The following is a 21,920-nucleotide window of genomic DNA, read 5'->3' on the forward strand; positions in this document are numbered from 1 at the left end:
ACCACACAAACCCCAGACACCACGCACCCCATCGCCAAGTCCGACCGAAATCACCCTCGACGAAAAATCGAGGTTAGAGCCGGCCTTTCCGGTGTCGCCCGCGTCACCCAATACACCCGTGCCGCTCGTGCCCCCAGTTCCTCCTGTGCGCCGCGGCCGCCATCGCCGCCGATGTCGTCGCCGACGACAACGTCGGGGCCGCTGCTGCTGCCGTGGCCGCCCTGGCCGCCCGTCCCGCCGTCACCACCGGCGTCGGTGCCGGCCCCGTCACCGCCGCCACCACCATTGCCGCCGACCCCGCCGTTGCCGCCGTCGCCGCCCCAGGAGAGGGTCCCACCGGTGCCGCCGTCGCCGCCCCAGGAGAGGGTCCCACCGGTGCCGCCGTCACCGCCGGTGCCGCCGTCACCGCCGGCGCCGCCGTGGCCACCGGCGCCGCCGTGGCCGCCGCGGCCGCCGGCGCCCCCGGAGACGTTGCCGCCGTGGCCCCCGGGCCGTCCGGAACCGCCGTTGCCGCCGTTACCGCCGTTGCCGCCGTTGCGGCCATCGCCGCCGGAACCCACGCCAGTTCCGCCGTCGCCGCCAGCGCCACCGAGGCCTCCGGCGCCTCCCACGCCGCCGTCATCACCGTCGGTGAAGATCGGGACATTGCGCCCGTTGCCGCCGACCCCACCCGTGCCGCCGTTACCGCCGTTGCCGCCGGTGCCGCCGCCCACGTCGCCGATGCCGGCTCCACCCTTGTCCGTGCACAAGGATGCGGTAAGTGGCAGGAGAAGTGAGCGCGAGATCCTCGTCAAGGGAAACGCCGAGCCTCGACATTGCCGGTGTCCCACCGCACGGCTCGAGTCGCCGCAAAGTGTTCGGGTACATAACCGCTGTTATGCGGTACCAGACGCCACCCGATGATCCATCGATCAAACTAGGGCCTTGCGGCCTTCGCCGCCTGCGCCGCCGGTGCCGAAGAAACCGCCTTGGCGCTTGTCGTTAGGGCCGCCGGCGGAGCCGTCCTGGCCGCTGAGACCTGACAGTGGGCCGCTCTTGCCGCCGTTCCCGCCTTTGCCGCCGTTGCCGCCGTCGCCGCCCTCGCCGTCGCCGTCGGTTGTGATGAACGAACCCGGACCGCCGTTTCCGCCGTTTCCGCCGTTTCCGCCTTTGCCGCCGGTGCCGCCGTCTTCGGTAATCGGGCTGTCGCCGCCTTGCCCCCCGGCGCCTCCTATGCCGCCGTTGCCGCCGGGGCCGCCGAAGCTCTCGGCGCCGCCGGGGCCGCCTGGGCCTCCGGCGCCGCCGGCGCCGCCGTCGCCGCCGTTGCCCCCTTTGCCGCTGGGGCCGGTAGATGTACCGCCGGCGCCGCCCGCGCCACCGGTGCCTCCCACGGCGCCAACGCCACCTCGGTTGGCGTTATTGGAGCCGCCGCTGCCGCCGGTGCCGCCACCACCGCCCGCGCCTCCCTTGCCGCCGGCACCGCCGTTACCGGCGTTGCCGGTGCCCGTGTTGTTGCCCCCGGCGCCGCCCGCGCCGCCGTCGCCGGCGTTGCCGCCGTTGCCGCCGCGGCCGTTGACGACGTTGCCGCCGTGGCCACCGTGGTTGCCAGAACCGCCGGCACCGCCGGTGCCGCCATCGCCCCCGGTGCCGCTGCCGGTGGCCAAGCCGCCGGCGCCGCCGACGCCACCGGCACCACCGGCACCGCCTTTGCCACCTGTTCTGGCACCACGGCTGTCGCCGCCTATACCGCCATTGCCGCCTGCGCCACCGGTGCCGCCTTTGCCGCCGTTACCGGTGCCGTTGCCGACGCCACCGGCGCCGGCGGCGCCGCCGGCGCCGCCTTTGCCGCCGGTGCCGCCGTCGTAGCCGGCGGTCTGGGCGTCGCCGGCGTTACCGCCGTTGCCGGCGTTGCCGCCGTTGCCGCCGTTGCCGCCGGAGCCCCCGCCGTCGCCGCCGTCGCCTCCGGCGCCGCCCTGGCCTCCCATCCCGGAGTTGACATTGAGTACCCCGGCCGCGCCCGTCTTACCGGCGCCGCCGGCGCCGCCGTTGCCTCCGATCCCACCTGCGCCGCCGGCGCCACCGTTGCCCCAAATGAGTCCCCCGTTGCCCCCGCCGCCGCCGTCACCGCCAGCACCGCCGATCACACCGTTGGCCCCCACCGCGCCCGTCGAGCCACTCACCCCCGCACCGCCGGCCGCGCCGCGTCCACCATTGCCGAACAGCCCCGCATCCCCGCCCCGACCACCGGCCTGCCCGGGCGCCCCAGAGCCGCCGTTGCCGCCGTTGCCCCACAGGATCCCGCCGGGGCGACCGTGTTGGCCGGTCCCCGGCGCGCCGTCGGCGCCATCGCCGATCAGTGGGCGCCCCAACAGCACATTGGTGGGGGCGTTGATTACGCTCAGTACCAGCTGCTCCAGATTGAACGCTTCGGCCGAGGCGTAAGAATTGGCGCTCGATGCCAGGGTCTGCAGAAATTGGGTGTGCATCGCGGCGGCCTGCGCACTGACCGACTGGTACTGCTGGCCGTAGCTGCGGAACAGGGCAGCGATCGCCGCCGAAACCTCGTCCTCGGCCGCCGGTAGCAGCTGGGTTGTCGCGCTCGCCGCGCTGTGGTTGGCGGTGTTGATCGCCGCGCCAATGCTGGCCAGATCGTGAGCGGCCGCGGTAACCAGGTCAGGGGCGGCAATGACAAACGACATCGGTGCTCACTTTCTCCTTTGAGCGGTTGGCTGAAAACCGGTCGCCGCGCTCACCCCCCGGTTATCTGGCCGGCACTTCCAGCAACCAATCTCGCGCAATCGAGGCCCCCGGAACCATCGGCCAAATGGCCCATTCGTAGGACGAGCCGTCCTCCCCCAATCGGAGGAGGAACCCGCGAGCGGTCCACCGCCGAAAGAAGCATCTGCACCCGCAGGCACCGGGCCGTCGCAACTTAGCCACCAGCGCGGCCACGCCACCGCTCACGGCGATAGATATTCGGCGAGATTGCCGTGAGGGCTGTGCGCTGGCCACAAACCACGACCGTGGACGCAATCTCGCTGGGAAGTCACAGCTCACGCGTTCTCAGTCGCGGCGAGATTGCCGTGAGGGCTGTGCGCTGGCCGCAAACCACGACCGTGGTCGCAATCTCGCTGGGAAGTCACAGCTCACGCGTTCTCAGTCGCGGCGAGATTGCTGTGAGGGCTGTGTGCTGGCCACAAACCACGACCGTGGACGCAATCTCGAGGGGAATTCGAAACGCTACTTCGCGCTGAATTCAGGCCACCAGCCAAGCCTGCACCGGGAGTCAGCAGCGACGCAGCCAGGGTTGCGACGGGTCGACCCAGGTCTGGCCGACGGGCCCGATTCCCGTGACGGCGATGACGGCAGGTTCGGCGGCAGCTGGGTGCGCGCCGTCGTAGTGAGGCGTTCCCGCGACGCGCTTGACGAAGGAACCCGCCGCTGCCGGGACGGCCGCTTGCGGGTCGAAATCGGACCCGCTATTGCACCACCAGACTCCGGAGAGCACCACACACAACCGGTCGGTGCGGTAGAAGTGCGGGGCGCTCATGTAGCCGGGATACCACTTCATCAGCACCAGGTATTGGCCGACTTCGGTTTCACTGCCGGCCAGGATCGCCCGCTCGACCGATCGGGCCGGCGTGTCCGGTGCCGATTCCCACACGATGTCGTCGGGGAGGCGGATGATCGTTTCAGCAGGGTTCAGTCGGCCCATGTCGTCGCCTTTCCGTTCGTCGCTCGCCGCGGCGGCGTGGGATAAGTAGAACAACGGCGGCGGACTTCTGAACCCGTGCAATCCCCTGGTTGTGGCGCCCGAATCGGCGTCAACAAAAAACATCGCGTCGCCTGGTGGTACGCCAGAAGCATTGAATCCAATCGACTTTGGCTTCTCAAGGACTCGCCGTTCGGCAGCGGCGACGGCATCTAGCAGCACTGCCTCGTGATCCGCAAGACCAATGGTGGTGAGCGAAAACACATTCCGAATTGACCGTTGGGCACCGAGGGTGAAAAATCCCACGAAGGCCGTCTGGAGTGTGGAGGGATGCGGGCGCGCGGCAACTCCGACCGGTACAGTCGTCGGGTGCCTCAGAACCCAACCGTCAAATCTGTAAACGCCCGTCTCGCTGAGGAACTGGCCGTCGAGGAGGCCCGGGTAGCCGCCGCAGTGCGACTGCTCGATGAGGGCGCGACCGTTCCGTTCATCGCCCGCTACCGCAAGGAGGCAACCGGGAGTCTCGATGACGGCCAGCTGCGGACCCTGCAGGAGCGGCTGCAGTACCTGAGGGAGTTGGACGCCCGACGCGATGCGGTGCTGGCCTCGATCGCAGAACAGGGAAAACTCACCGACGAGTTGAAGGCCGCCCTGATGGCGGCGGAAACCAAGTCGCGTGTGGAGGACATCTACCTGCCCTACAAGCCCAAGCGGCGGACGAAGGCGCAGATAGCTCGCGAGGCTGGGCTCGAGCCCCTGGCCGATCGGCTGTTGGCGGACCCCACACTCGTCCCGGAGGAGGTGGCGGCGGAATTTGTCTCCACCGATGTGGCCGACGCCGGCGCAGCGCTCGAGGGGGCACGCCACATTCTCGCCGAGCGTGCGGCCGAAGACGCGGAGCTTGTCGGCGTCGTAAGGGAGAAGTTCTGGGCGTCGGGCTCGCTTCGGACCGCGCCAACGTCGGACGACGTGGCGAAAAGCGATGCCGCCCAGAAGTTCCGCGACTATTTCGAGTTCAACGAGCCGCTCGAGAAGATGCCGTCACACCGCGTGCTCGCCGTCCTGCGCGGTGAGAAGGAAGGGATCTTGTCGCTCAACTTCGACGGCGGTGACGACGAGGCGTATCTGGCCATGATCGCCCAGTCCCTGGGTATCGACCTGAGCTCGCCAGCGGCCGCGACGCCGTGGCTGGCCGCCACGGTGGATTGGGCGTGGCGTACCAGGCTGACGGTCTCTGCCAAGGTCGACGCGCGAATCAAACTGCGTCAGCGGGCCGAGGAACAGGCGGTGGCGGTGTTCGCGACCAACCTCAAGGACCTCTTGCTCGCGGCGCCCGCGGGCGCGCGTACGACGCTGGGCCTGGATCCCGGTTACCGAACGGGCGTGAAGGTGGCCGTCGTGGACGGCACCGGCAAGGTTGTGGACACCTGCGCGATCTACCCGCATGCGCCACAAAAGCAATGGGATTTGGCCAAGGGAACTCTCGCGGCGCTGATCCAGCGCCACCGCGTGGAGCTGATCGCGATCGGCAACGGAACCGCATCGCGCGAAACCGACGCCCTGGTCGCCGAGTTGATCGCCGATATCCGGGCAGCCGGCGGCGATGCCCCAACGAAGGCACTCGTCAGTGAGGCCGGCGCGTCGGTGTATTCCGCCTCTTCGTATGCGGCCTACGAGTTGCCGAACCTGGACGTGACACTGCGTGGGGCGGTGTCGATTGCGCGGCGGCTGCAGGATCCGCTAGCGGAATTGGTGAAGATCGACCCGAAGTCGATCGGCGTCGGCCAGTATCAGCACGATGTGACACCGGGGATGCTCGCCCGCAGTCTGGACGCGGTCGTGGAGGATGCGGTCAACGCGGTCGGTGTGGACCTGAACACGGCGTCGGTCCCACTTCTGGCGCGTACGTCCGGGGTCTCGGAGTCTTTGGCCGAAGCGATCGTCGCCTACCGCGACAAGATGGGGCCGTTCCGTAGCCGCAGCGCACTGCTGGACGTTCCGCGACTGGGCCCCAAGGCATTCGAGCAATGTGCGGGCTTCCTGCGGATCCGTGACGGCGAGGACCCACTCGATGCGTCCGGTGTCCACCCGGAGGCGTACCCGGTGGTCCGCAAGATCCTGGATCGCTTGGGCATCACCCTCGCCGAGATCATCGGAAACGAGCGGACGTTGCGATCCCTTCGGCCCGCAGACTTTGCCGACGACAGGTTCGGCGTACCCACCGTGACCGACATTCTCGCCGAGCTCGAAAAGCCCGGTCGCGACCCGCGGCCCGCGTTCTCGACGGCCACCTTCGCCGCGGGGGTGGAGAAGGTAGCGGACCTGAAGGTGGGCATGGTCCTAGAAGGTGTGGTGACCAACGTCGCGGCCTTCGGTGCATTCGTCGACGTCGGTGTCCATCAGGACGGCCTGGTCCACGTCTCGGCGATGTCCGACCGCTACGTGTCTGACCCACACGAGGTGGTGAAATCCGGACAGGTGGTACGGGTGAAGGTGATCTCCGTCGACGTGGAACGTCAGCGGATCGGGCTGAGCTTGCGGCTGAACGACACACCCCAGCAGGACCGGGCGGCGCGTTCCGATCGCACCGATCGCAAAGGCGCCGCACGTGCCACCGGCAGTAGGGGCCAAGGGGCGCGACCGAACCCGAGCCGTGGCGCTCCGCGCCAACCCGGGGGATCAATGGCAGAAGCGTTGCGTCAGGCAGGTTTTGGGAACTAGCGGAAACTAGCGTCGACCGTCCGGGCGCACACCCGAATAATTTATTTTGATTTGCGAGAAATTCGGGCTATCGTGTGCGCATGAGCGATGACGGCTACCAGTTCCAGGTACTCAACCATGCGGGACTGATCGAGGCGCAGGCATTCGAGGTGTTCTCCTACCCGATGGGAGACATCACCGTTCGGCCGATCCGGGATACCGAGGCGGTCCCGGGAGCAGTGCAGATCCTGCAGATCCGGCGCAGCGCCGTGGACTGGGCGCTGGTCAAGGCGTGGTCCGTGCTCGCCGAGAACCTGTTCCCCGAACAACCTCGGGTGTTGGCGCTCGGATACCTGCCCAGCGCGCGTGGTGACAAAGACGTACCCAGCCCGGCTGTCGTCAATGCAACGCTCGCAGCCACTGCCGGCATCACCGACCTCGTCACCGTCGACCCGCACAGCCCCGTATGGCTGGCGGCCATGCGGGCCAATGGCCCCGAAATCCGTGAGCACGTCCTCCCGCTCGGCGACATCGTTGAGCGCGCGCTGGCAGCGAACGGAGGCGCATCGCAATACCTGGGCGTCATCAGCCCCGACAAGGGTGCGGTCGCGCGAGCCACCGGCGTGGCCACGGCGTTGAATCTGCCGGTCTACACGGCGAGCAAGAACCGCGATCCGAAGACGGGTCACCTCACCCACTACTCACTCGACGCCGACCTTGCGCCCGGCAACTACCTGGTTGTCGACGACATCTTCGACGGCGGCGGGACATTCGCGCTGCTGGCCGGCGCGGCACCGGACGGTGTGGTGCTGGACCTGTGGGTCACCCACGGCGGATTCACCAAACCGAATTTCTCCGCCGAAGCCCGCGCACCGTATCGCCGCATCTACACCACCGACTCGCTGGGCACTGCGGTAGCAGCGAGCCTGCAGGACAACCAGATTCAAGTTACCGGGCTTCAGCCCTGGATTGCCGCGGCGATCAGCAGCTTGACCGGCGCGCAGCACCTGACCTCAACCGAGCGATGACCACACAACTACCCAGACAGGATCTCGACATGAACGATGCCGTCAATCGCGTTGTGGACACGCTGCTGGCGACCGACGCCTACAAACTGGATCACCGCCGGCAGTACCCGGACGGCACCGAAGTGGTGTTCTCGAACCTCACGGCGCGTGGCACCAGGATCCCGGGCGTCGATGTGACCGTTTTCTTCGGGCTGCAAGCACTGCTCACCCAGATCACCGAGCGGTGGAACGAATTTTTCAGCCTTGACGCCGAGTCTCTGGATGCGGTCCTGGCGAAGTACGACAGCATCGTCACAGGGCTGCTGGGCACCAATGACGTTGGCACCGAACACTTCCGAACACTGCACGAAATCGGCCACCTGCCCCTGCGGGTCAAAGCCTTCCGCGAGGGCGCTCTGGTCCCGTTGCGGGTACCGTATTTCACGATCGAGAACACCGACCCACGGGCGTTCTGGTTGACGAACTATCTGGAGACCGAGCTCTCCGCGGAGTTGTGGCAGCCGATCACCAGCGCGACCCTGGCCTGGCGTAACCGCACCCTGCTCGACGAGCGCGCCGAAGCTTCCGGTGATCCCGAAGCCGTCGACTTCCAAGGCCACGACTTCTCCTGCAGGGGAATGGCGGGAATGTACGCCGCCGCGGCTAGCAGCGCCGGGCACCTGCTGAGCTTCCGCGGCACCGATACTCTGTCGGCGATCCGATTCGTGGAGCGCTACTACCCGGGCGACAACGGCATCGTCGCCAATTCCTGCCCGGCCACCGAACACAGCGTCATGTGCGCGGGCGGCCGTGACACCGAATTCGAGACGTTCGAACGGCTTTTGGATCTCTACCCCAATGGCATCCTGTCCATCGTCTCCGACACCTACGACCTGTGGCAGGTCTGCACCGACTTCCTACCCCGCCTGAAGGAGAAAATCGCCGCACGGGACGGCAAGGTCGTCATCCGGCCCGACAGCGGCGATCCGGAGCTGATCCTCTGCGGCGACCCCAACGCTCCGGAGGGCAGCCCGGCACGTCGGGGTGTGGTGAATCTGCTCGCCGACGAGTTCGGAACCGTCGTCAACGACAAAGGATTTCGGGACCTCGCCCCACAGGTGGGTGCGATCTACGGCGACTCGATCAACTTCGAACGCGCCGATGCGATCACGGCCAACCTGATGCGACAGGGCTTCGCCTCCACCGCGGTCGTATTCGGCTACGGGAGCTTCACCTACCAGTATCAGACGCGCGATACTTTCAAGATGGCCATGAAGGCGACCTGGGTCCAGGTCGACGGCGAAGGCCGAGACATCCAAAAAGACCCCGTCACCGACGACGGGACAAAGAAATCCGCCACCGGCCGCCTGGCGGTCCACCGCACCGCGGACGGTCTTCCGTACCTGATCGAGCACGCAAACGCCGATGAGGAAGCAGATCAAGAACTGCAGCTGGTCTACGACAACGGGAATCTGGTGCGGCAGTGGTCATTTGCCGATGTGCGGGACGAACTGCGGCGCGAGACAAAGCTTTACCGCAGTCGCACCAGCTGACCTAGTGCGAACAGGGAGTTGTGATGAGTTCGCTACGTGAAACCAACCTGGTCTACAAGGACGGGAAACACCCCCTCCACGGCACCTGGCTTTCAGTTGATTTGGTGGCGCTGACCCAGGATGCCGATGCTGTCCGCATCGCGCTGATCACCCGTGCGGGCGAGCCGCACCAAGGCGCGACCACCTTGCCTGGAGGCCTGTTGGCCGCCTGGAATCAGGAGACGGTCGAACAGGCCGCGCGACGGATTGCCCGGGAGAAGGTGGGCGTCGAGATCGTCGGTGGCGTAGCGGTTCTCGACGTGGTCAGTGATCCGGGCCGCGACGAACGCGGGCATACAGTTTCCATCGTGGTCGGAGTTCGGATCCCCGCGGGCACACCGGGTGCGGTTCGAATCGACGGCGTCCCCGACGGCATGCCGTTCGGGCACTCACCGATGGTTCGAGCGGCCCTGGCCAAGATCCGCACCGGGCTGTTCACCGATCCAGCGTTGACCTACGCGCTGCTTGGCGAAAGCACCACCATGGCCGAGGTGATGGCCCTGGCCAGGGCCTGCGACCCCGAGGCCAGCGAAAGCACCATCGGGTCACGCCTTCGACGCTGCGGCATGTATCACCCCGACCACAACCGTCGGCGCCAGACCGGTGCCGGCAGACCGGCTCTGGTCTTCACCAAGGTCCTCAAGGCGAGTTAGACGCACGCGTCATCGGCGGGTGCAGCAGACGCAAGTTGCCCGGTCGGTAAAGCTGCGCCGGGCGACCACCATCGCGGGTGGTGGTCCGCCCGGTAGCTTCGAGGAATCCCGCGGTGCCGGTGACCTTGCGGTGAAAATTCCGACTGTCCAGCTTTGTGCCCCAAACGATCTCGTAGATGCGACGCAGGTCGGCCACGGTGAATTCATCCGGGCAGAAGGTGGTGGCGAGCGGGGTGTATTCGAGCTTGGCGCGGGCCCGCTCGACGCCGTCGGCCAGGATATGTTGGTGATCGAAGGCGAGCCGGCTCATCATCAGTTCGGATACCGGTGCCCAGCGCGCGCCGGCAGCATCGCCGCCGGCGGCTGGGCGCGGCAGGTCGGGCGCCAGGCCTAGATACGCGACGGTGATCACCCGCATACGCGGATCACGTTGGGGTGCACCGTAACTAGCTAGCTGTTCCAGATGCAGGCGAGCGGCGGACACGCCGGTCTCCTCCTGGAGCTCACGCGCGGCAGCTTCATCAAGATCCTCGTCGGGACGGACGAACCCACCGGGCAGCGCCCACCAGCCGGCGAATGGCTCCTCCCCGCGCCGAACCACCAACGCGCACAGTTCGTCGTCGCGAATCGTCAAGGCCACCAGGTCGACGGTCACCGCCACCGCCGGATGGTCCTTCGGCTCGTAAGGCACGCGGCCAGACTAATCGTCGTATTGACGAAAAGCTACCGTGGCACTTATCGTCAGAACGACGATAAATAAGGAGGTGGCCCCATGGCCGTCATCACCCGCTATCCATTCCTGCGGCACCTACGGTCCGAACAGACGGCCCACATCCGGGCACTGCGTCGAGGCAAGCTCGTGCACGACGGACCGGGTTTGGCATTTTGGTTTCTGCCGCTGACCGCGGCAATATCCGAGATTCCGCTCGACGACCGTGAGCTGCCGCTGCTCTTTCGCGGCAGGACAAATGATTTCCAGGAAGTGACCGTCCAGGCCACCGTGACGTACCGGATCGTCGATCCGACGCTGGCCGCGCAGCGCATCGACTTCTCCATCGACACCGAAACCGGCAACTGGCGGTCTGCGCCCCTCGAACAGGTCGGTGGGATTCTTACCGAATCCGCTCAGCAGCACGGCCTCGACCTGCTGGCACGCACCACGTTGACGGCGGTTCTAGCCGACGGGATCAGCGCCGTACGAGATCGAGTAACAAACGGCCTGGCCGGCGACACACGGCTCGCCGAGACCGGAATCGCGGTGTTTGGGGTTCGGGTGGTGGCGATTCGTCCCGAGGCGGAGGTGGAACGCGCGCTGCAGACCCCGACCCGGGAACAGGTGCAGCAGGAGGCGGACCGCGCGACGTTCGAACGTCGCGCGCTGGCCGTGGAACGGGAACGAGCCATCGGCGAGAACGAAATGCAGACCAAGATCGAATTGGCCCGTCGCAGGGAGGAGTTGGTGGCACAAGACGGCATCAACGAACGCCTGAAAACCCAGGAAGTCTGGGCGGCCGAAGCGATTGCCACTGAAGCTCGCGCCCGCCGCGACGTACAACTGGCCGAGGCGGAGGCTCAAGCCATTCGGCTGGTCGGCGACGCCAAGGCGGCGGCCGAGTCCGCGCGACTGGCCGCCTACCGCGACCTGTCCGAGGCCACCCTGTTGGGCCTGGCGGTCAAGGAACTCGCCGCCAGCCTGCCCAAGATCGAGCACTTGGTGTTGACGCCAGACCTACTGGCCCCCGTGTTGGCCCGCCTTGGGGGAGGAGGCGCCTGATGACGCTGCCCCCGAGGGCCATCCTGGTGCGCCGGCGTACCGAACTCGAGGATGCACTGGCCAGGCACGGCACCCACGGGCAGACCGCGTTCTTCCTGTCCAGCAGAGGGCGCAGCATCGATGAGCTCGAGGCTCGGCACCGGCGTACCCAATCGGCCCTCGCCACCGTCGCCGCGGCGATCCCGGCCGACTGGCGCCGCGGCCGCGTCGAACGCCAAGACCTGTCCCGATTTCTGTTCGAGCCCAACGACGTCGTCATCGTCGTCGGGCAGGACGGGCTGGTGGCCAACGTCGCAAAGTACCTCGACGGTCAGCCGGTCATCGGCGTCAACCCAGCACGGGATCGCAACGCCGGCGTGCTGGTGCCGCACACGCCCGACGATGCCATCACGCTGATCCGGCCCGCGGCCGAAAACACCGCCGATGTCGAACAGCGCACCATGGTTGCCGCGAACACGGACGACGGACAACGGCTACTGGCCGTCAACGAGATCTTCGTCGGCCACGCCAGCCATCAAACCGCGCGCTACACAATCCGATTGGCCGACGGACGTGCCGAACGGCAAGCGTCGTCGGGAATGATCGTCTCAACCGGCACCGGCGCAACCGGGTGGTGCCGGTCGGTTTGGGAAGAACGGCATAGCAGCATCGCGTTGCCGGGACCGACTGAGCCGCGGCTCGCGTGGTTCGTTCGTGAGGCCTGGCCGTCGCCCGCCACCGGCACGGACTTGATAGAGGGGGAGCTGGCCGCGGCGACGCTGACCGTCGACGTGGAGTCGGACCGCCTGGTGGTGTTTGGCGACGGCATCGAAAGCGACGCGTTGACGGTCTCGTGGGGGCAGCGGCTCTCCCTGAGCCTGGCCGACCAGCGGCTTCGCCTGGTGCGTTGACGATTCCGAGTCGGTGGCTCGATTAGGCTGCCATCGTGACCACGCGTATCGACCTCGGCCCGCAGTCGCTGTTGTGGCGATGGGCCGGTGACATGCGGATCGGTTTCGAAGGCGGAACCGCGGGACTGATGCAAACGATGCACCCGGCGATCGGTCAGGGGCTGATTGACCATTCGAACTTCTTCGACGACCCGGTGGATCGGGTATTCCGTTCCCTGCCGGGGATTCTCGGGGCTGTCTATGCCGGTCCAGCCGCCGATGGCATCGGCGTTGAGGTGCGTGACTTTCACCGTGACATCAAGGGTGTCCTGCCGGACGGGCAGCGCTACCACGCGCTGAGCCCTGACACCTACTGGTGGGCACACGCGACTTTCCAGGTCATGGTCCATCGACTCGCCGAGTATTGGGACAATCACCGACTCACCGACGGTGAACGCGAGCAGCTCTACCGCGAAGGGTGCGAGTGGTACCGCCGCTACGGTATGTCGGACTCGGTGTTGCCCCCAACGTTGGCGGAATTCAATCGCGAATATGAGCGCTACTGCGCAGAGGTGTTGCAGCCCAATGCCGCATCCGACTACCTGATCGAGTTCATCAAGCGCCCGGCGATTCCCGATATGAGTGCCTCGCGCGATTTTCCCAGCCATCCCCGCCTTCGGCCGCTGGCAAATTGGCTGTTGCCCACGTTGCCGGTCCGGGCCGCGTTGGCACCGCCAATGCAGCTGGTGATCTTCGGTGGCCTGCCGCCGATTGTGCGCGAACGTTTTTCGATTCGGTGGACCAAGGCCAACGAGACAAGCTACCGGGCGATCCGCGCCGTCATCCGCAACACCTGGTCGGCCGTGCCGGCGTCGCTGAAATGGCATGTCGCAGCGCGCAAAGGCTGGCTGCGTGAGTTGGGCACCGTGCCGCGTCGCGTCTGAACACAGTCCCGGCAAGGGATCGGTCCCCGGCGCGGAAATCTTGTCAGTCGGATTCGCGCGTCAACTGAGGTATGAGTCCACCGGCCAGGATGTATTCGACCTGTCGCGGCGAAAGCCGATGGCAGACTTTGAAGGTCGTGTCCTTGGTGACGTTCCTGACGGTAATGGGCTCATTTTCCTCGAGAGACTTCTGCAGCTCCGTGAAGGCGAGGGTGTCGTCCTGGTCAATGTTGTCGTAGTCGTCCGAATCCACGAACTCCAGCGCCAGCACCCCGAAGTTCGCCAGGTTCTGCCAGTGGATGCGGGCGAATGACTTGGCGATCACCACCCGTAATCCGAGCTGGCGCAACGCGATCGCCGCATGTTCGCGCGAGGAGCCCTGGCCGTAGTTGTCGCCGCCGACGATGACGTGGCCGGTCTCTTCGGCTTCCTGGGCGCGGTCGGGATAGGACTCGTCGATTTGGGTGAAGCTGAACTCCGCCAGCTTGGGAATGTTCGACCGGAACGGCAGTGCGCGAGCGCCGGCGGGGGAGATCTCGTCGGTCGAGATGTTGTCGCCAACCTTCAACAGCACCGGTGCGTCGAATTCGTCAGGTAGCGGTTCCAGGTCGGGCAGCCCAGAAATGTTCGGACCCTTCACCGGTTCGACGTCTTTGGCCTCGTCCGGTTCCAGCGGGGGCACCAGCATCGCCGTGTTGACGCTGCTCTTCGCGGGCATGCGCAACGTCGGGTAGTCGACGCCTTCGGTCTCCGCCCACTCGCGCGGGTCGGTGATCACACCGGTCAGCGCCGACGCGGCCGCGGTCTCGGGCGAGCACAGCCACACCTTGTCCTCTTTGGTGCCCGAGCGTCCCGGGAAGTTGCGCGGCATCGTGCGTAGCGAGTTGTGTCCGGTGGCCGGGGCCTGACCCATACCGATGCAGCCCATGCAGCCCGCCTGATGGATCCGCGCGCCAGCCATCACCAGCGACGTCGTCGCGCCCATCGACATCAGGTCGGCGAGTATCTGCCGCGAGGTCGGGTTGATGTCGAAGCTGACGGCTGGTGATGTTTGGCGACCGTCGACCATTGCCGCGGCGATCGCGAAGTCACGCAGACCGGGGTTGGCGCTCGATCCGATGACCACCTGGGCGATCGGCTCACCCGCCACTTCCCGCACTGGCACCACGTTGCCTGGCGACGACGGCTTGGCGATCAAGGGCTCCGGCTCGGAAAGGTCGATGGTTTCGTCGATGTCGTAGTCCGCCCCGTCGTCGGCCAGGAGCTCGACCCAGTCGTCCTCCCGTTCCTCGGCGCGCAGGAATTGCCGCACGGCGTCGTCGCTGGGGAACACCGATGTGGTAGCGCCCAGTTCGGCGCCCATGTTGGCGATGACGTGTCGGTCCATCGCGCTCAGCGTCGCCAGGCCGGGCCCGTAGTACTCGATGACCCGGTTCACGCCACCTTTGACGTCGTGGCGCCGCAGCATTTCCAGGATCACGTCCTTGGCCGAACACCACTGCGGCAGTTCACCTTCCAGCCGAACCCCCCACACCTCGGGCATGCGAAGGTGCAACGGCTTGCCGGCGATGGCGACCGCCACTTCCAAGCCGCCCACCCCGATCGCGAGCATGCCGAGCGAACCCGCTGCGGGGGTGTGCGAGTCGGAGCCGACCATGGTCTTACCCGGAATGCCGAAGCGCTGCATGTGCGTCGGATGCGATACGCCGTTGCCGGGCTTGGAAAACCACAGCCCGAAGTGCTGCGCGGCGGTCCGCAGGTATTCGTGATCCTCGGCGTTCTTTTCGTCGGTTTGCAGCAAGTTGTGGTCGACGTATTGAACGCTCACTTCCGTCTGGGCGCGATCCAGGGCGAGCGCCTCCAGTTCTTGCATCACCAATGTGCCGGTGGCGTCTTGGGTTAACGTTTGGTCGATTCGGATGGCGATTTCCTCACCCGGTTTCAACTCCCCCGACACGAGATGCGACTCGATCAACTTATGAGTTACGTTGGCCGCCATCGTGTCCTCCTCAATGGCCTCAGTAGCGCCCCGCACGGGTCGACAGCCGTGTCCCGAAGTAGTGACGAACCCGCCGAAGGGCATTACTTCGAGCGTTTCCCGGCTTGGCCCGATCGAAACAATGCAGTGCATGGCGGATCGACTTTCGTGTCGCCGGGGATCCAGATCGATCGCGGGCGCACGATGCCCCACACTGTTGCCATGGCCATTTTCAGGGGATCGGGTGGTGATGACGACCAGAGCGAGCGGCTCGCACAACTCGAAAGGCGCATCGAGTTGTTAGAGCGGGCGGTGCGCGGCTACGGGATACCAATCCCCGTCGCACATGAAGGCGCGCCCACGGAGACTGTGGTGAGTTCCGCGGTGCAAGAACTGGTGTCGCAAGGGAACAAGCTCGCAGCCATCAAGGCGCTTGTGCAGGAGACGGGGATGGGTCTGAAGCAGGCGAAGGACATCGTCGACCGGCTATAGCCCGGCCAGCCGCCGATCGCGTGCATCTCTGCCTAGCTGAAGCGGACGTTCAACGTGGCGAGGCCAAAGATCTTCCGGCCCGCCGACTTCGCGCCGACGATGACGACTCCGGTGCGGGTTTCTGGATCCAGTGACTTGATCCGGCCGCTGAATTCGATGTCCGCGCCCTCAATGGCCGTCACGATCGCGGGTGCCGACAACCGCACCGCGTAGCGGGTGACCGCACCGGGGTCGCCTGACCATGCGGATACGAACCCGGCACCCAAACCCATGGTGAGCATTCCGTGCGCGATCACGTCGGGCAGCCCGGCCAACCTGGCGAGATTTTCGTCCCAGTGAATCGGGTTCGCGTCGCCGGCTACGCCGGAATAGTTCACCACGTCGCCGCGCGACAGGTGGGCGTTCCGGACCGGCAGTTCGTCGCCGACCGTAACGGCGTCGAAGGACGGTGTCCCCGGCGTGCGGGTCGTGCCGCCCTCGGCGATCGGTTGCTGGTCGTCGGGCCGCACCGTCTTTTCGTAGGCGGCGTCGACCGCATGGGGTTCCAGGAACCGGACGTCGTGCATCATCGCGCTCTGCACGGCGGACTTGATCGCGGGATCAACTTCCTCGCCGGTGACGCCGACGACGGTGGTGTGCAGGGTGTGTACCCGCTCACCGGCCTGGTCGGTGAAGGTGTTCGTGACGGTGATCAGGTCCCGCCCGGCGACCCTGCGCACCGACGTCAGCTCGACGTCGACCTGCAGTTCGTCTCCGGCCACGATCGGGCGGTGCTGCTCGAAGACTTCCTCGGTCTGAACGTAGGTGTCGTAACCAACGACCACCTCTTCGAACATGCGGCGATTGCACGCCATGCCTGGGACCGACGTGAACGTCAGGGGCGCCACCACGTCGGAATAACCCAGTTCCGCGGCGGCCGCGACGTCCCAGTGCGCGGGGTGGTAGTCCTGCACTGCGCGCGCGTACTCGCGCAGCTTTTCGCGGCCAACCAGGTAGGTGGTGTCCATCTGGTAGTAGTGGCCGACCCGTGATTCGAGGATCTCCGACGTCTCTGCTGTGGTCATGAATGTGTCCAACTTTTCTATCGGCGTGTTCGCTGACGCGACCCAAGCACACTAACGGCGGGTGCAGCGGGCGGCACACTGCGGGCATCGTTTGGGGGTTTTGGTGCGCAAATCGAGGCAAGTGATGTGACAGGCCGTCACACCTGCCGCGATCAAAAGGGTATAAGAGCTATCAGACCGTCAAACCAATTGCCAAAGGAGCCCATCAATGGAGTCCGTCAAGGGGACCAATGTCCTAGTCACCGGTGCCGCCATGGGCCTTGGCAAGCTGTTCGCCACCCAAGCCGTCAAGGAAGGCGCCGCTGCTGTGGTGCTGTGGGACGCCAACGAGGTCGCCCTGAAGGAGACCGCGGCCGAGTTGGAAAAGGCCGGCGGGACCGTCCACTACGCAACCGTCGACGTCACCTCCCAGTCCGCGGTGGCCGAGGCGGCCGAGCGGGTGCGTGACGACGTCGGCACCATCCACGTGTTGTTCAACAACGCCGGGATCGTGCGCGGTAACGGCTACTTCTGGGAGAACTCGACGCGCGACTTCACGCTGACCATGGAGGTCAACTCCATTGGGCCCATGCTGGTGGCCCGGGAGTTCCTGCCCGCAATGATCGAGTCGGGGGCGCAATGTCGCGTCGTCAACATCGCGTCGTCGGCCGGGCTCAACGCCATTCCCCGCATGGCCGCATATGCCGCCTCCAAGTGGGCGGCGATCGGCTTCTCGGACTCGGTGCGGCTGGAACTGGAGCAAGCCGGGCACGACAAGGTGAAGGTGACGACGGTCTGTCCCACCTACATCAACACGGGCATGTTCGAGGGCGCCAAGGGCATCTTGTTCACGCCGATGCTTGAGCAGGAGGAGGTTGTCCAGCGGACCTGGGCGGCCATGTTGAAGGGCCAACCCTTCGTCATCATGCCGTGGACATCGAAGATGAACAAAGTGCTGTCCGCGGTGCTGCCCATCGGGCTGCGCGACTTCTACCTCCGGCGCGTCGGTGTCTACAACTCCATGGACGAGTTCTCCGGGCACGGCCAGTAACGCCCGCCTTTGTTTCCGGGCTCGTCGCTTAGCGTGAAGCGATGACGCCATCGGACAGCCTTCTCAGGGAAATGCTCGACGAGTACCAGTTGCGCAGGCTGGTCCACGCGTACTGCCGTGCCGTCGACCGCGGTGACACCGCCCAACTGCGCAGCCTGTACCACCCCGATGCGGCAGACAACCACGGTGGCTTCGCCGCGGGCGGCGTGGACGACTTCTTCGCCAAACTCGACGCCGCGCGGCCCCACCTTCGGGCGATGCAGCACAACATCACCACGGCGAATTTCGTCATCAGCGGAGACTTCGCCGAGGGCGAGGTCTACAGCATCGCCATGCACACGTTCCGAGCACGTGGGCGAGACGTCGACGTCCTGATCGGCGGGCGCTATCTGGACAAGTACGAGAAGCGCGACGGCACATGGGGTTTCACCGATCGGATGATCGTCACCGACTGGGCGCGCGTCAGTGACCCGTCGGTGCTGGACTTCTCGCATCCCATCGTCGAAGGGACGTCACGAGGCGCCATGGACGCGAACGACCCGTCCTACCAGTTCTTTTCGCTGTTTCCCGGACATCCGGCTGCGGATGCGGCGGATCAGGCGGATTAGGCGATTAGACGTACCCATCCTCGTTGTGTGGCCGCGGGCCGGGCAGCTTCAGCAGCAGCCTCGCCCCACCAAGGGGGCTGGCGTGCAGGGATGCCGTGCCCCCGTGCAGCACGGCCTGCTGGGCTACCAGCGCCAGCCCGAGGCCGGAGCCGGATTGCGATGCGGTGGAGCCGCGGGAGAACCGGTCGAAGACGGAGCTGCGTTCGTCTTCGGGTACGCCGGTACCGTCGTCATCGATGGCGATTTCCACGCCGTCTCGAGAGCTGTTGGCGGACAGCTGTACTCGGGTGGCGTGCCCGTGCTTGACCGCGTTGGCGATCGCGTTGTCCACCGCGAGCCGCAGACCGGCGGGAAGTCCCAGCATCAACACGGTGGGCGAGGGCAGTAGCGAGACCATCAGGTCGGGGTAAATCCGCACCGCGTCGTGCGCGGCGCGGTCCAGTAACTCGACGATGTCGACCGGGACGAAGTCGTCGGTGGTGATGGTCTGGTTCTGCGCCAGCCGCTCCAGCGCCGAGAGGGTGGCTTCGATGCGGTTCTGGGTGCGCATCACATCGGCCAGCACCTCATCGCGCTGCTTGGCGGGCAGTTCGAGCGTGGACAGCACCTCGAGGTTGGTGCGCATCGCGGTCAGCGGCGTGCGAAGTTCGTGGGATGCGACCGAGGCGAAATCGCGTGCCGTTTCCAGCGCGGCTTTGGTGCGCTGTTGTTCGTCGCCGATGCGGGCCAGCATTCCCTCGACGGCCTCGGCGATCTCTACCGCTTCCCAGACCCCGCGTACCTTGACCTCGCCGGGGTTGGATTGGGCGTTGATCGCACGCGCCTGCTGCGCCAGCAGCCGAAAGGGATTGATCATGATCAACCACATCGCGCTGCCCACGATGAACGTGCCGACGATGACGCTGCCGCAGATGAGCAGCACGCGCAGGTGTAGCTGGTCTATCCGGCGTTCGGCGCCGGCCAGCGGAGCTCCGAGTGCGACTGTCGCCGGCCCGGCGGTGAACGTGCGGACGCGATAGGGGACGCCGTTGATCGTGGTGGTCGCATAGCCGATCGGCAGGGCCGGCAGGACGATGTCGCTGGGCACCGACACGGTCGAGTTGTTCACCCGCACGGTCCGGACCAAGCTGTCGTCAGCGGGGACGGATTGGTCGGTCGCCGAGCGGGGTGGGCTGAGCAGCAACGTCCGCACGTCGCCCAGACTGCTGACCGAGTCCAGCCGGCGGTCCAGCTGGTTGTACTGGTCATTGGTGACGCCGATCCAGACCCACGCGCCCAGCGCGATCACCAGCACGATCACCGACAGCGCGGCCACGATCACGATGTTGCGCAGCGAAACCACCGGCAAAGGCAGGCGCAGCAGCCGATACAGCCTGTCGTTGATGGTCATGACATCGCCGCAGGAGACGTCAGGGAACTTTCGCCGAGCACGATGAGCAACACTAACCTGCGCCGACCATCCCGACCGCCCGCGCGCTCGCTCACCCAGTCCGACCTGGGCTTCAACTCCTGCTCGGTGAAGTGCTCGGGCGGGGTCATGACCCAGCGGATGCTGCCGACGAGCACTCGGCCCCGGCCATGCGCGTCATCAGAGCCTAAAAATTAGGAATTGACAACATACAACCAAATGGTTGTATGTTGGGCATTGTGGCGGTGGACCTCGAAGACCGGGCGGATGCTCTGTTCCAGGCGCTTGCCGACCGGACCCGGCGCGACATCATGCGCCGGGTGTTGACCGGCGAACACTCGGTTTCCGCGCTCGCCATGAAATACGAGATGAGCTTCGCGGCGGTGCAAAAGCACGTCGTCGTCCTGGAAAAGGCCGGACTGCTCACCAAGCGACGCCGAGGTCGCGAGCAACTGGCCAGCGGCGACGTGGAGGCAGTGCGCTCGGTGGCGGCAATGTTGGCCGAGTTGGAACAGATATGGCGCGGCCGCGTCGCGCGCATCGACGAACTCATCGCAACCGACTCAACAAAGGAGAGCTGAATCGTGCCCGTGACCGACGTCAAGCAGGACTTCGACAACCTCACCCTGACCATCACCGCCGACTTCGACGCGCCGGTGCAGCGAATCTGGCAGATCTACGCCGACCCTCGTCAACTGGAGAAAGTGTGGGGGCCGCCGGAATGCCCGGCGACCTTCGTCGACCACGACCTCACACCCGGCGGCCGCACGAACTACTTCATGACCGGCCCCAACGGCGAGAAGTACGCCGGCTTCTGGCGGATCACCGCCGTCGACGAGCCGAGCAGCTTCTCCTTCGAGGACGGCTTCGCCGATGAGGACTTCAACCCCAACCCGGATCTGCCGGTCTCCAAGAACGTCTACCCCTTCACCGAGCACAACGGCGGCACCCGCGCGATCTTCGTGAGTACCTACGCGTCGGCCGAGGCGCTGCAGCAGGTGCTGAACATGGGCGTGATCGAGGGCGCCACCGCGGCGATCAACCAGATCGACGACTTCGTCGCGGTCGCTAGCTAAACGACCGTTTTCCGCTACGCCACGAGCGATTTCGGCGTGTCGACCACCGAGTACTCGCTCGCGTCGCCCGCAATCGGCCGGCTGCGCTCACCGTGTGCGTTCACCGGGATGTCGCCGGCCAGCGTGATCCGGTGCATCCGGCGGGGTTGGTCGCCGAAGTCCGAGACGGCATAGTGCTGGGTGGAGCGGTTGTCCCACACTGCGACGTCGCCGAGTTCCCAGTTCCACCGAATCGTGTTCTCCAGCCGGGTGATTCGGTCCTGGAAGATTCGGAACAACGCCTGGGACTCGGCGACGTTGACGTCGAGGAACGACTTGACGAATGACCCTAGGAGCAAGGACTTTTCGCCCGACTCCGGGTGCACCCGCACCACCGGGTGTTGTGTTTCGAAGTGGATGGAGTGAAATTCGGCCGCGTAGTTCAGCAACGCTTCCGGTGCGACCTGGGCCGCCGCCAGCAGCGCGGGATCTACTGACGCGTAGTCGAATGCGTTGTTGTGGACGGCCCAGAGGTTCTCCGCCAGCACCTTCAACGGCTGCGGCAATTGTTGGTATGCGGCGACGGTGGACGCCCAGGTGGTGGTGCCGCCGTAGCTGGGCAACTCCACGGCACGCAGGATGGACGCTTTGGGTGGACGGTCGACGAAGGTGACGTCGGTGTGCCATTGATTCGCACCGCTGCCGCCGATCGCCTCGAGCCGCATCACCTTGCTTCCGTCGAACTTCAGGGTCGGGTGCGGAGTCGTGGGCACGCCCAGGCTCTCGGCGAAGGCGTACTGCGAGTCGTCGTCCAGATGGTGCTGGCCGCGGAAGAACACCACTTTGTGCTCCACCAGCGCCTGGTTGACGGCGGCGGCGGTGTCAGCTTCGAGCGCACCGAGTCGCACGCCGTCGATGCGTGCACCGATGTTCTCACTCAATTTCACTACGCGGATTTCGCTGCTCATGGCGTGCGCCTTTCAGATCTCACGCATGTAGTCGACTGTGTACATGCGACTTGTAGTCGACCGTATACAGATGACTACACCAGTGCA

20 protein-coding genes are annotated in these 21,920 nt (G+C 66.0%); 12 read left to right on the forward strand and 8 right to left on the reverse strand.

Features of this window, described 5'->3' with window-relative positions; genetic code table 11:
- Positions 1-50 precede the first annotated feature (50 nt).
- From BST27_RS32520 to BST27_RS22130, 3 genes are all read right to left on the reverse strand, one after another.
- Positions 51-749 carry a hypothetical protein gene (locus BST27_RS32520; RefSeq protein ID WP_170062344.1) on the reverse strand — a complete coding sequence of 233 codons (699 nt, stop codon included), beginning with the start codon at positions 747-749 and terminating at the stop codon, positions 51-53.
- 162 nt (positions 750-911) lie between these two features.
- The gene (locus tag BST27_RS34585) at positions 912-2,678 is read right to left on the reverse strand and encodes a PE family protein (protein WP_083148633.1); all 1,767 of its coding nucleotides are present in this window, start codon (positions 2,676-2,678) and stop codon (positions 912-914) included.
- A 587-nt stretch (positions 2,679-3,265) separates the two neighbouring features.
- Positions 3,266-3,817 (reverse strand): cupin domain-containing protein, encoded by a 552-nt coding sequence (locus tag BST27_RS22130; protein WP_232007363.1) that lies wholly within the window; start codon positions 3,815-3,817, stop codon positions 3,266-3,268.
- A 243-nt stretch (positions 3,818-4,060) separates the two neighbouring features.
- On the opposite strand from BST27_RS22130, the gene BST27_RS22135 reads away from it, so the two are divergent.
- The 4 genes from BST27_RS22135 to BST27_RS22150 all read left to right on the forward strand — a co-directional run bounded on the left by BST27_RS22135 (position 4,061) and on the right by BST27_RS22150 (position 9,643).
- A complete protein-coding gene (locus BST27_RS22135; protein WP_170062345.1) occupies positions 4,061-6,412 on the forward strand; it encodes a Tex family protein in 2,352 nt (783 codons plus the stop codon).
- Positions 6,413-6,492: 80 nt separating this feature from the next.
- On the forward strand, positions 6,493-7,419 hold the full coding sequence (locus BST27_RS22140) for a hypothetical protein (RefSeq protein ID WP_069420714.1): 927 nt from the start codon (positions 6,493-6,495) through the stop codon (positions 7,417-7,419).
- A 29-nt stretch (positions 7,420-7,448) separates the two neighbouring features.
- A complete protein-coding gene (locus BST27_RS22145) occupies positions 7,449-8,951 on the forward strand; it encodes a nicotinate phosphoribosyltransferase (RefSeq protein ID WP_069420715.1) in 1,503 nt (500 codons plus the stop codon).
- Positions 8,952-8,974: 23 nt separating this feature from the next.
- Complete coding sequence (locus BST27_RS22150) at positions 8,975-9,643, forward strand: NUDIX domain-containing protein (protein ID WP_069420716.1); 669 nt, start codon at positions 8,975-8,977, stop codon at positions 9,641-9,643.
- Here BST27_RS22150 and BST27_RS22155 read toward each other — a convergent pair.
- Entirely contained in the window at positions 9,630-10,334 is a 705-nt protein-coding gene (locus BST27_RS22155; protein ID WP_069420717.1) for an NUDIX hydrolase, read from the reverse strand. The genes BST27_RS22150 and BST27_RS22155 overlap by 14 nt on opposite strands.
- An 81-nt stretch (positions 10,335-10,415) precedes the next feature.
- On the opposite strand from BST27_RS22155, the gene BST27_RS22160 reads away from it, so the two are divergent.
- Genes BST27_RS22160 through BST27_RS22170 form a run of 3 tightly spaced genes read left to right on the forward strand, consistent with a single transcriptional unit; the run spans position 10,416 to position 13,230 of the window.
- The gene (locus BST27_RS22160) at positions 10,416-11,417 is read left to right on the forward strand and encodes an SPFH domain-containing protein (RefSeq protein ID WP_069420718.1); all 1,002 of its coding nucleotides are present in this window, start codon (positions 10,416-10,418) and stop codon (positions 11,415-11,417) included.
- Positions 11,417-12,307 (forward strand): NAD(+)/NADH kinase, encoded by an 891-nt coding sequence (locus BST27_RS22165; RefSeq protein ID WP_069420719.1) that lies wholly within the window; start codon positions 11,417-11,419, stop codon positions 12,305-12,307. The genes BST27_RS22160 and BST27_RS22165 overlap by 1 nt, the downstream gene beginning before the upstream one ends.
- A 35-nt stretch (positions 12,308-12,342) precedes the next feature.
- The gene (locus BST27_RS22170; protein ID WP_069420720.1) at positions 12,343-13,230 is read left to right on the forward strand and encodes an oxygenase MpaB family protein; all 888 of its coding nucleotides are present in this window, start codon (positions 12,343-12,345) and stop codon (positions 13,228-13,230) included.
- A 43-nt stretch (positions 13,231-13,273) separates the two neighbouring features.
- On the opposite strand, the gene BST27_RS22175 is transcribed toward BST27_RS22170, so the two are convergent.
- Entirely contained in the window at positions 13,274-15,229 is a 1,956-nt protein-coding gene (locus tag BST27_RS22175) for an aconitate hydratase (protein ID WP_069420721.1), read from the reverse strand.
- 201 nt (positions 15,230-15,430) lie between these two features.
- Here BST27_RS22175 and BST27_RS22180 point away from each other — a divergent pair, with 201 nt between their 5' ends.
- Positions 15,431-15,700 (forward strand): hypothetical protein, encoded by a 270-nt coding sequence (locus BST27_RS22180; RefSeq protein WP_069420746.1) that lies wholly within the window; start codon positions 15,431-15,433, stop codon positions 15,698-15,700.
- A gap of 32 nt (positions 15,701-15,732) precedes the next feature.
- On the opposite strand, the gene BST27_RS22185 is transcribed toward BST27_RS22180, so the two are convergent.
- Positions 15,733-16,764, reverse strand: coding sequence for a fused (3R)-hydroxyacyl-ACP dehydratase subunits HadA/HadB (locus BST27_RS22185; RefSeq protein WP_069420722.1), 1,032 nt, complete (start codon positions 16,762-16,764; stop codon positions 15,733-15,735).
- Between the two features lie 208 nt (positions 16,765-16,972).
- On the opposite strand from BST27_RS22185, the gene BST27_RS22190 reads away from it, so the two are divergent.
- Entirely contained in the window at positions 16,973-17,794 is an 822-nt protein-coding gene (locus tag BST27_RS22190) for an SDR family NAD(P)-dependent oxidoreductase (protein ID WP_069420723.1), read from the forward strand.
- A gap of 41 nt (positions 17,795-17,835) precedes the next feature.
- Positions 17,836-18,402: a nuclear transport factor 2 family protein gene (locus BST27_RS22195; protein WP_069420724.1), complete on the forward strand. Its 567-nt coding sequence runs from the start codon at positions 17,836-17,838 to the stop codon at positions 18,400-18,402.
- A gap of 4 nt (positions 18,403-18,406) precedes the next feature.
- Here the strand turns inward: BST27_RS22195 and BST27_RS22200 are convergent, their stop codons facing one another.
- Entirely contained in the window at positions 18,407-19,750 is a 1,344-nt protein-coding gene (locus BST27_RS22200) for a sensor histidine kinase (protein ID WP_269149712.1), read from the reverse strand.
- A gap of 299 nt (positions 19,751-20,049) precedes the next feature.
- Here BST27_RS22200 and BST27_RS22210 point away from each other — a divergent pair, with 299 nt between their 5' ends.
- Together BST27_RS22210 and BST27_RS22215 are read left to right on the forward strand one after the other, a co-directional pair.
- Positions 20,050-20,391: an ArsR/SmtB family transcription factor gene (locus tag BST27_RS22210; RefSeq protein WP_197518156.1), complete on the forward strand. Its 342-nt coding sequence runs from the start codon at positions 20,050-20,052 to the stop codon at positions 20,389-20,391.
- 3 nt (positions 20,392-20,394) lie between these two features.
- Positions 20,395-20,886 (forward strand): SRPBCC family protein, encoded by a 492-nt coding sequence (locus tag BST27_RS22215; RefSeq protein ID WP_069420728.1) that lies wholly within the window; start codon positions 20,395-20,397, stop codon positions 20,884-20,886.
- Positions 20,887-20,900: 14 nt separating this feature from the next.
- Here the strand turns inward: BST27_RS22215 and BST27_RS22220 are convergent, their stop codons facing one another.
- Positions 20,901-21,833, reverse strand: coding sequence for a TauD/TfdA dioxygenase family protein (locus BST27_RS22220; RefSeq protein ID WP_069420729.1), 933 nt, complete (start codon positions 21,831-21,833; stop codon positions 20,901-20,903).
- Positions 21,834-21,920 lie beyond the last annotated feature (87 nt).

The organism is Mycobacterium intermedium (genome assembly GCF_002086275.1).
GTDB classification, from domain to species: domain Bacteria; phylum Actinomycetota; class Actinomycetes; order Mycobacteriales; family Mycobacteriaceae; genus Mycobacterium; species Mycobacterium intermedium.

What these genes read in the sequence shown, in the direction of transcription:
- BST27_RS34585 (WP_083148633.1), bottom strand. Translation starts at nt 2,678, where the DNA reads ATGTCGTTTGTCATTGCCGCCCCTGACCTGGTTACCGCGGCCGCTCAC.
- BST27_RS22130 (WP_232007363.1), bottom strand. Translation starts at nt 3,817, where the DNA reads ATGTTTTTTGTTGACGCCGATTCGGGCGCCACAACCAGGGGATTGCAC.
- BST27_RS22140 (WP_069420714.1), top strand. Translation starts at nt 6,493, where the DNA reads ATGAGCGATGACGGCTACCAGTTCCAGGTACTCAACCATGCGGGACTG.
- BST27_RS22145 (WP_069420715.1), top strand. Translation starts at nt 7,449, where the DNA reads ATGAACGATGCCGTCAATCGCGTTGTGGACACGCTGCTGGCGACCGAC.
- BST27_RS22150 (WP_069420716.1), top strand. Translation starts at nt 8,975, where the DNA reads ATGAGTTCGCTACGTGAAACCAACCTGGTCTACAAGGACGGGAAACAC.
- BST27_RS22160 (WP_069420718.1), top strand. Translation starts at nt 10,416, where the DNA reads ATGGCCGTCATCACCCGCTATCCATTCCTGCGGCACCTACGGTCCGAA.
- BST27_RS22165 (WP_069420719.1), top strand. Translation starts at nt 11,417, where the DNA reads ATGACGCTGCCCCCGAGGGCCATCCTGGTGCGCCGGCGTACCGAACTC.
- BST27_RS22175 (WP_069420721.1), bottom strand. Translation starts at nt 15,229, where the DNA reads ATGGCGGCCAACGTAACTCATAAGTTGATCGAGTCGCATCTCGTGTCG.
- BST27_RS22180 (WP_069420746.1), top strand. Translation starts at nt 15,431, where the DNA reads ATGGCCATTTTCAGGGGATCGGGTGGTGATGACGACCAGAGCGAGCGG.
- BST27_RS22185 (WP_069420722.1), bottom strand. Translation starts at nt 16,764, where the DNA reads ATGACCACAGCAGAGACGTCGGAGATCCTCGAATCACGGGTCGGCCAC.
- BST27_RS22190 (WP_069420723.1), top strand. Translation starts at nt 16,973, where the DNA reads ATGGAGTCCGTCAAGGGGACCAATGTCCTAGTCACCGGTGCCGCCATG.
- BST27_RS22195 (WP_069420724.1), top strand. Translation starts at nt 17,836, where the DNA reads ATGACGCCATCGGACAGCCTTCTCAGGGAAATGCTCGACGAGTACCAG.
- BST27_RS22220 (WP_069420729.1), bottom strand. Translation starts at nt 21,833, where the DNA reads ATGAGCAGCGAAATCCGCGTAGTGAAATTGAGTGAGAACATCGGTGCA.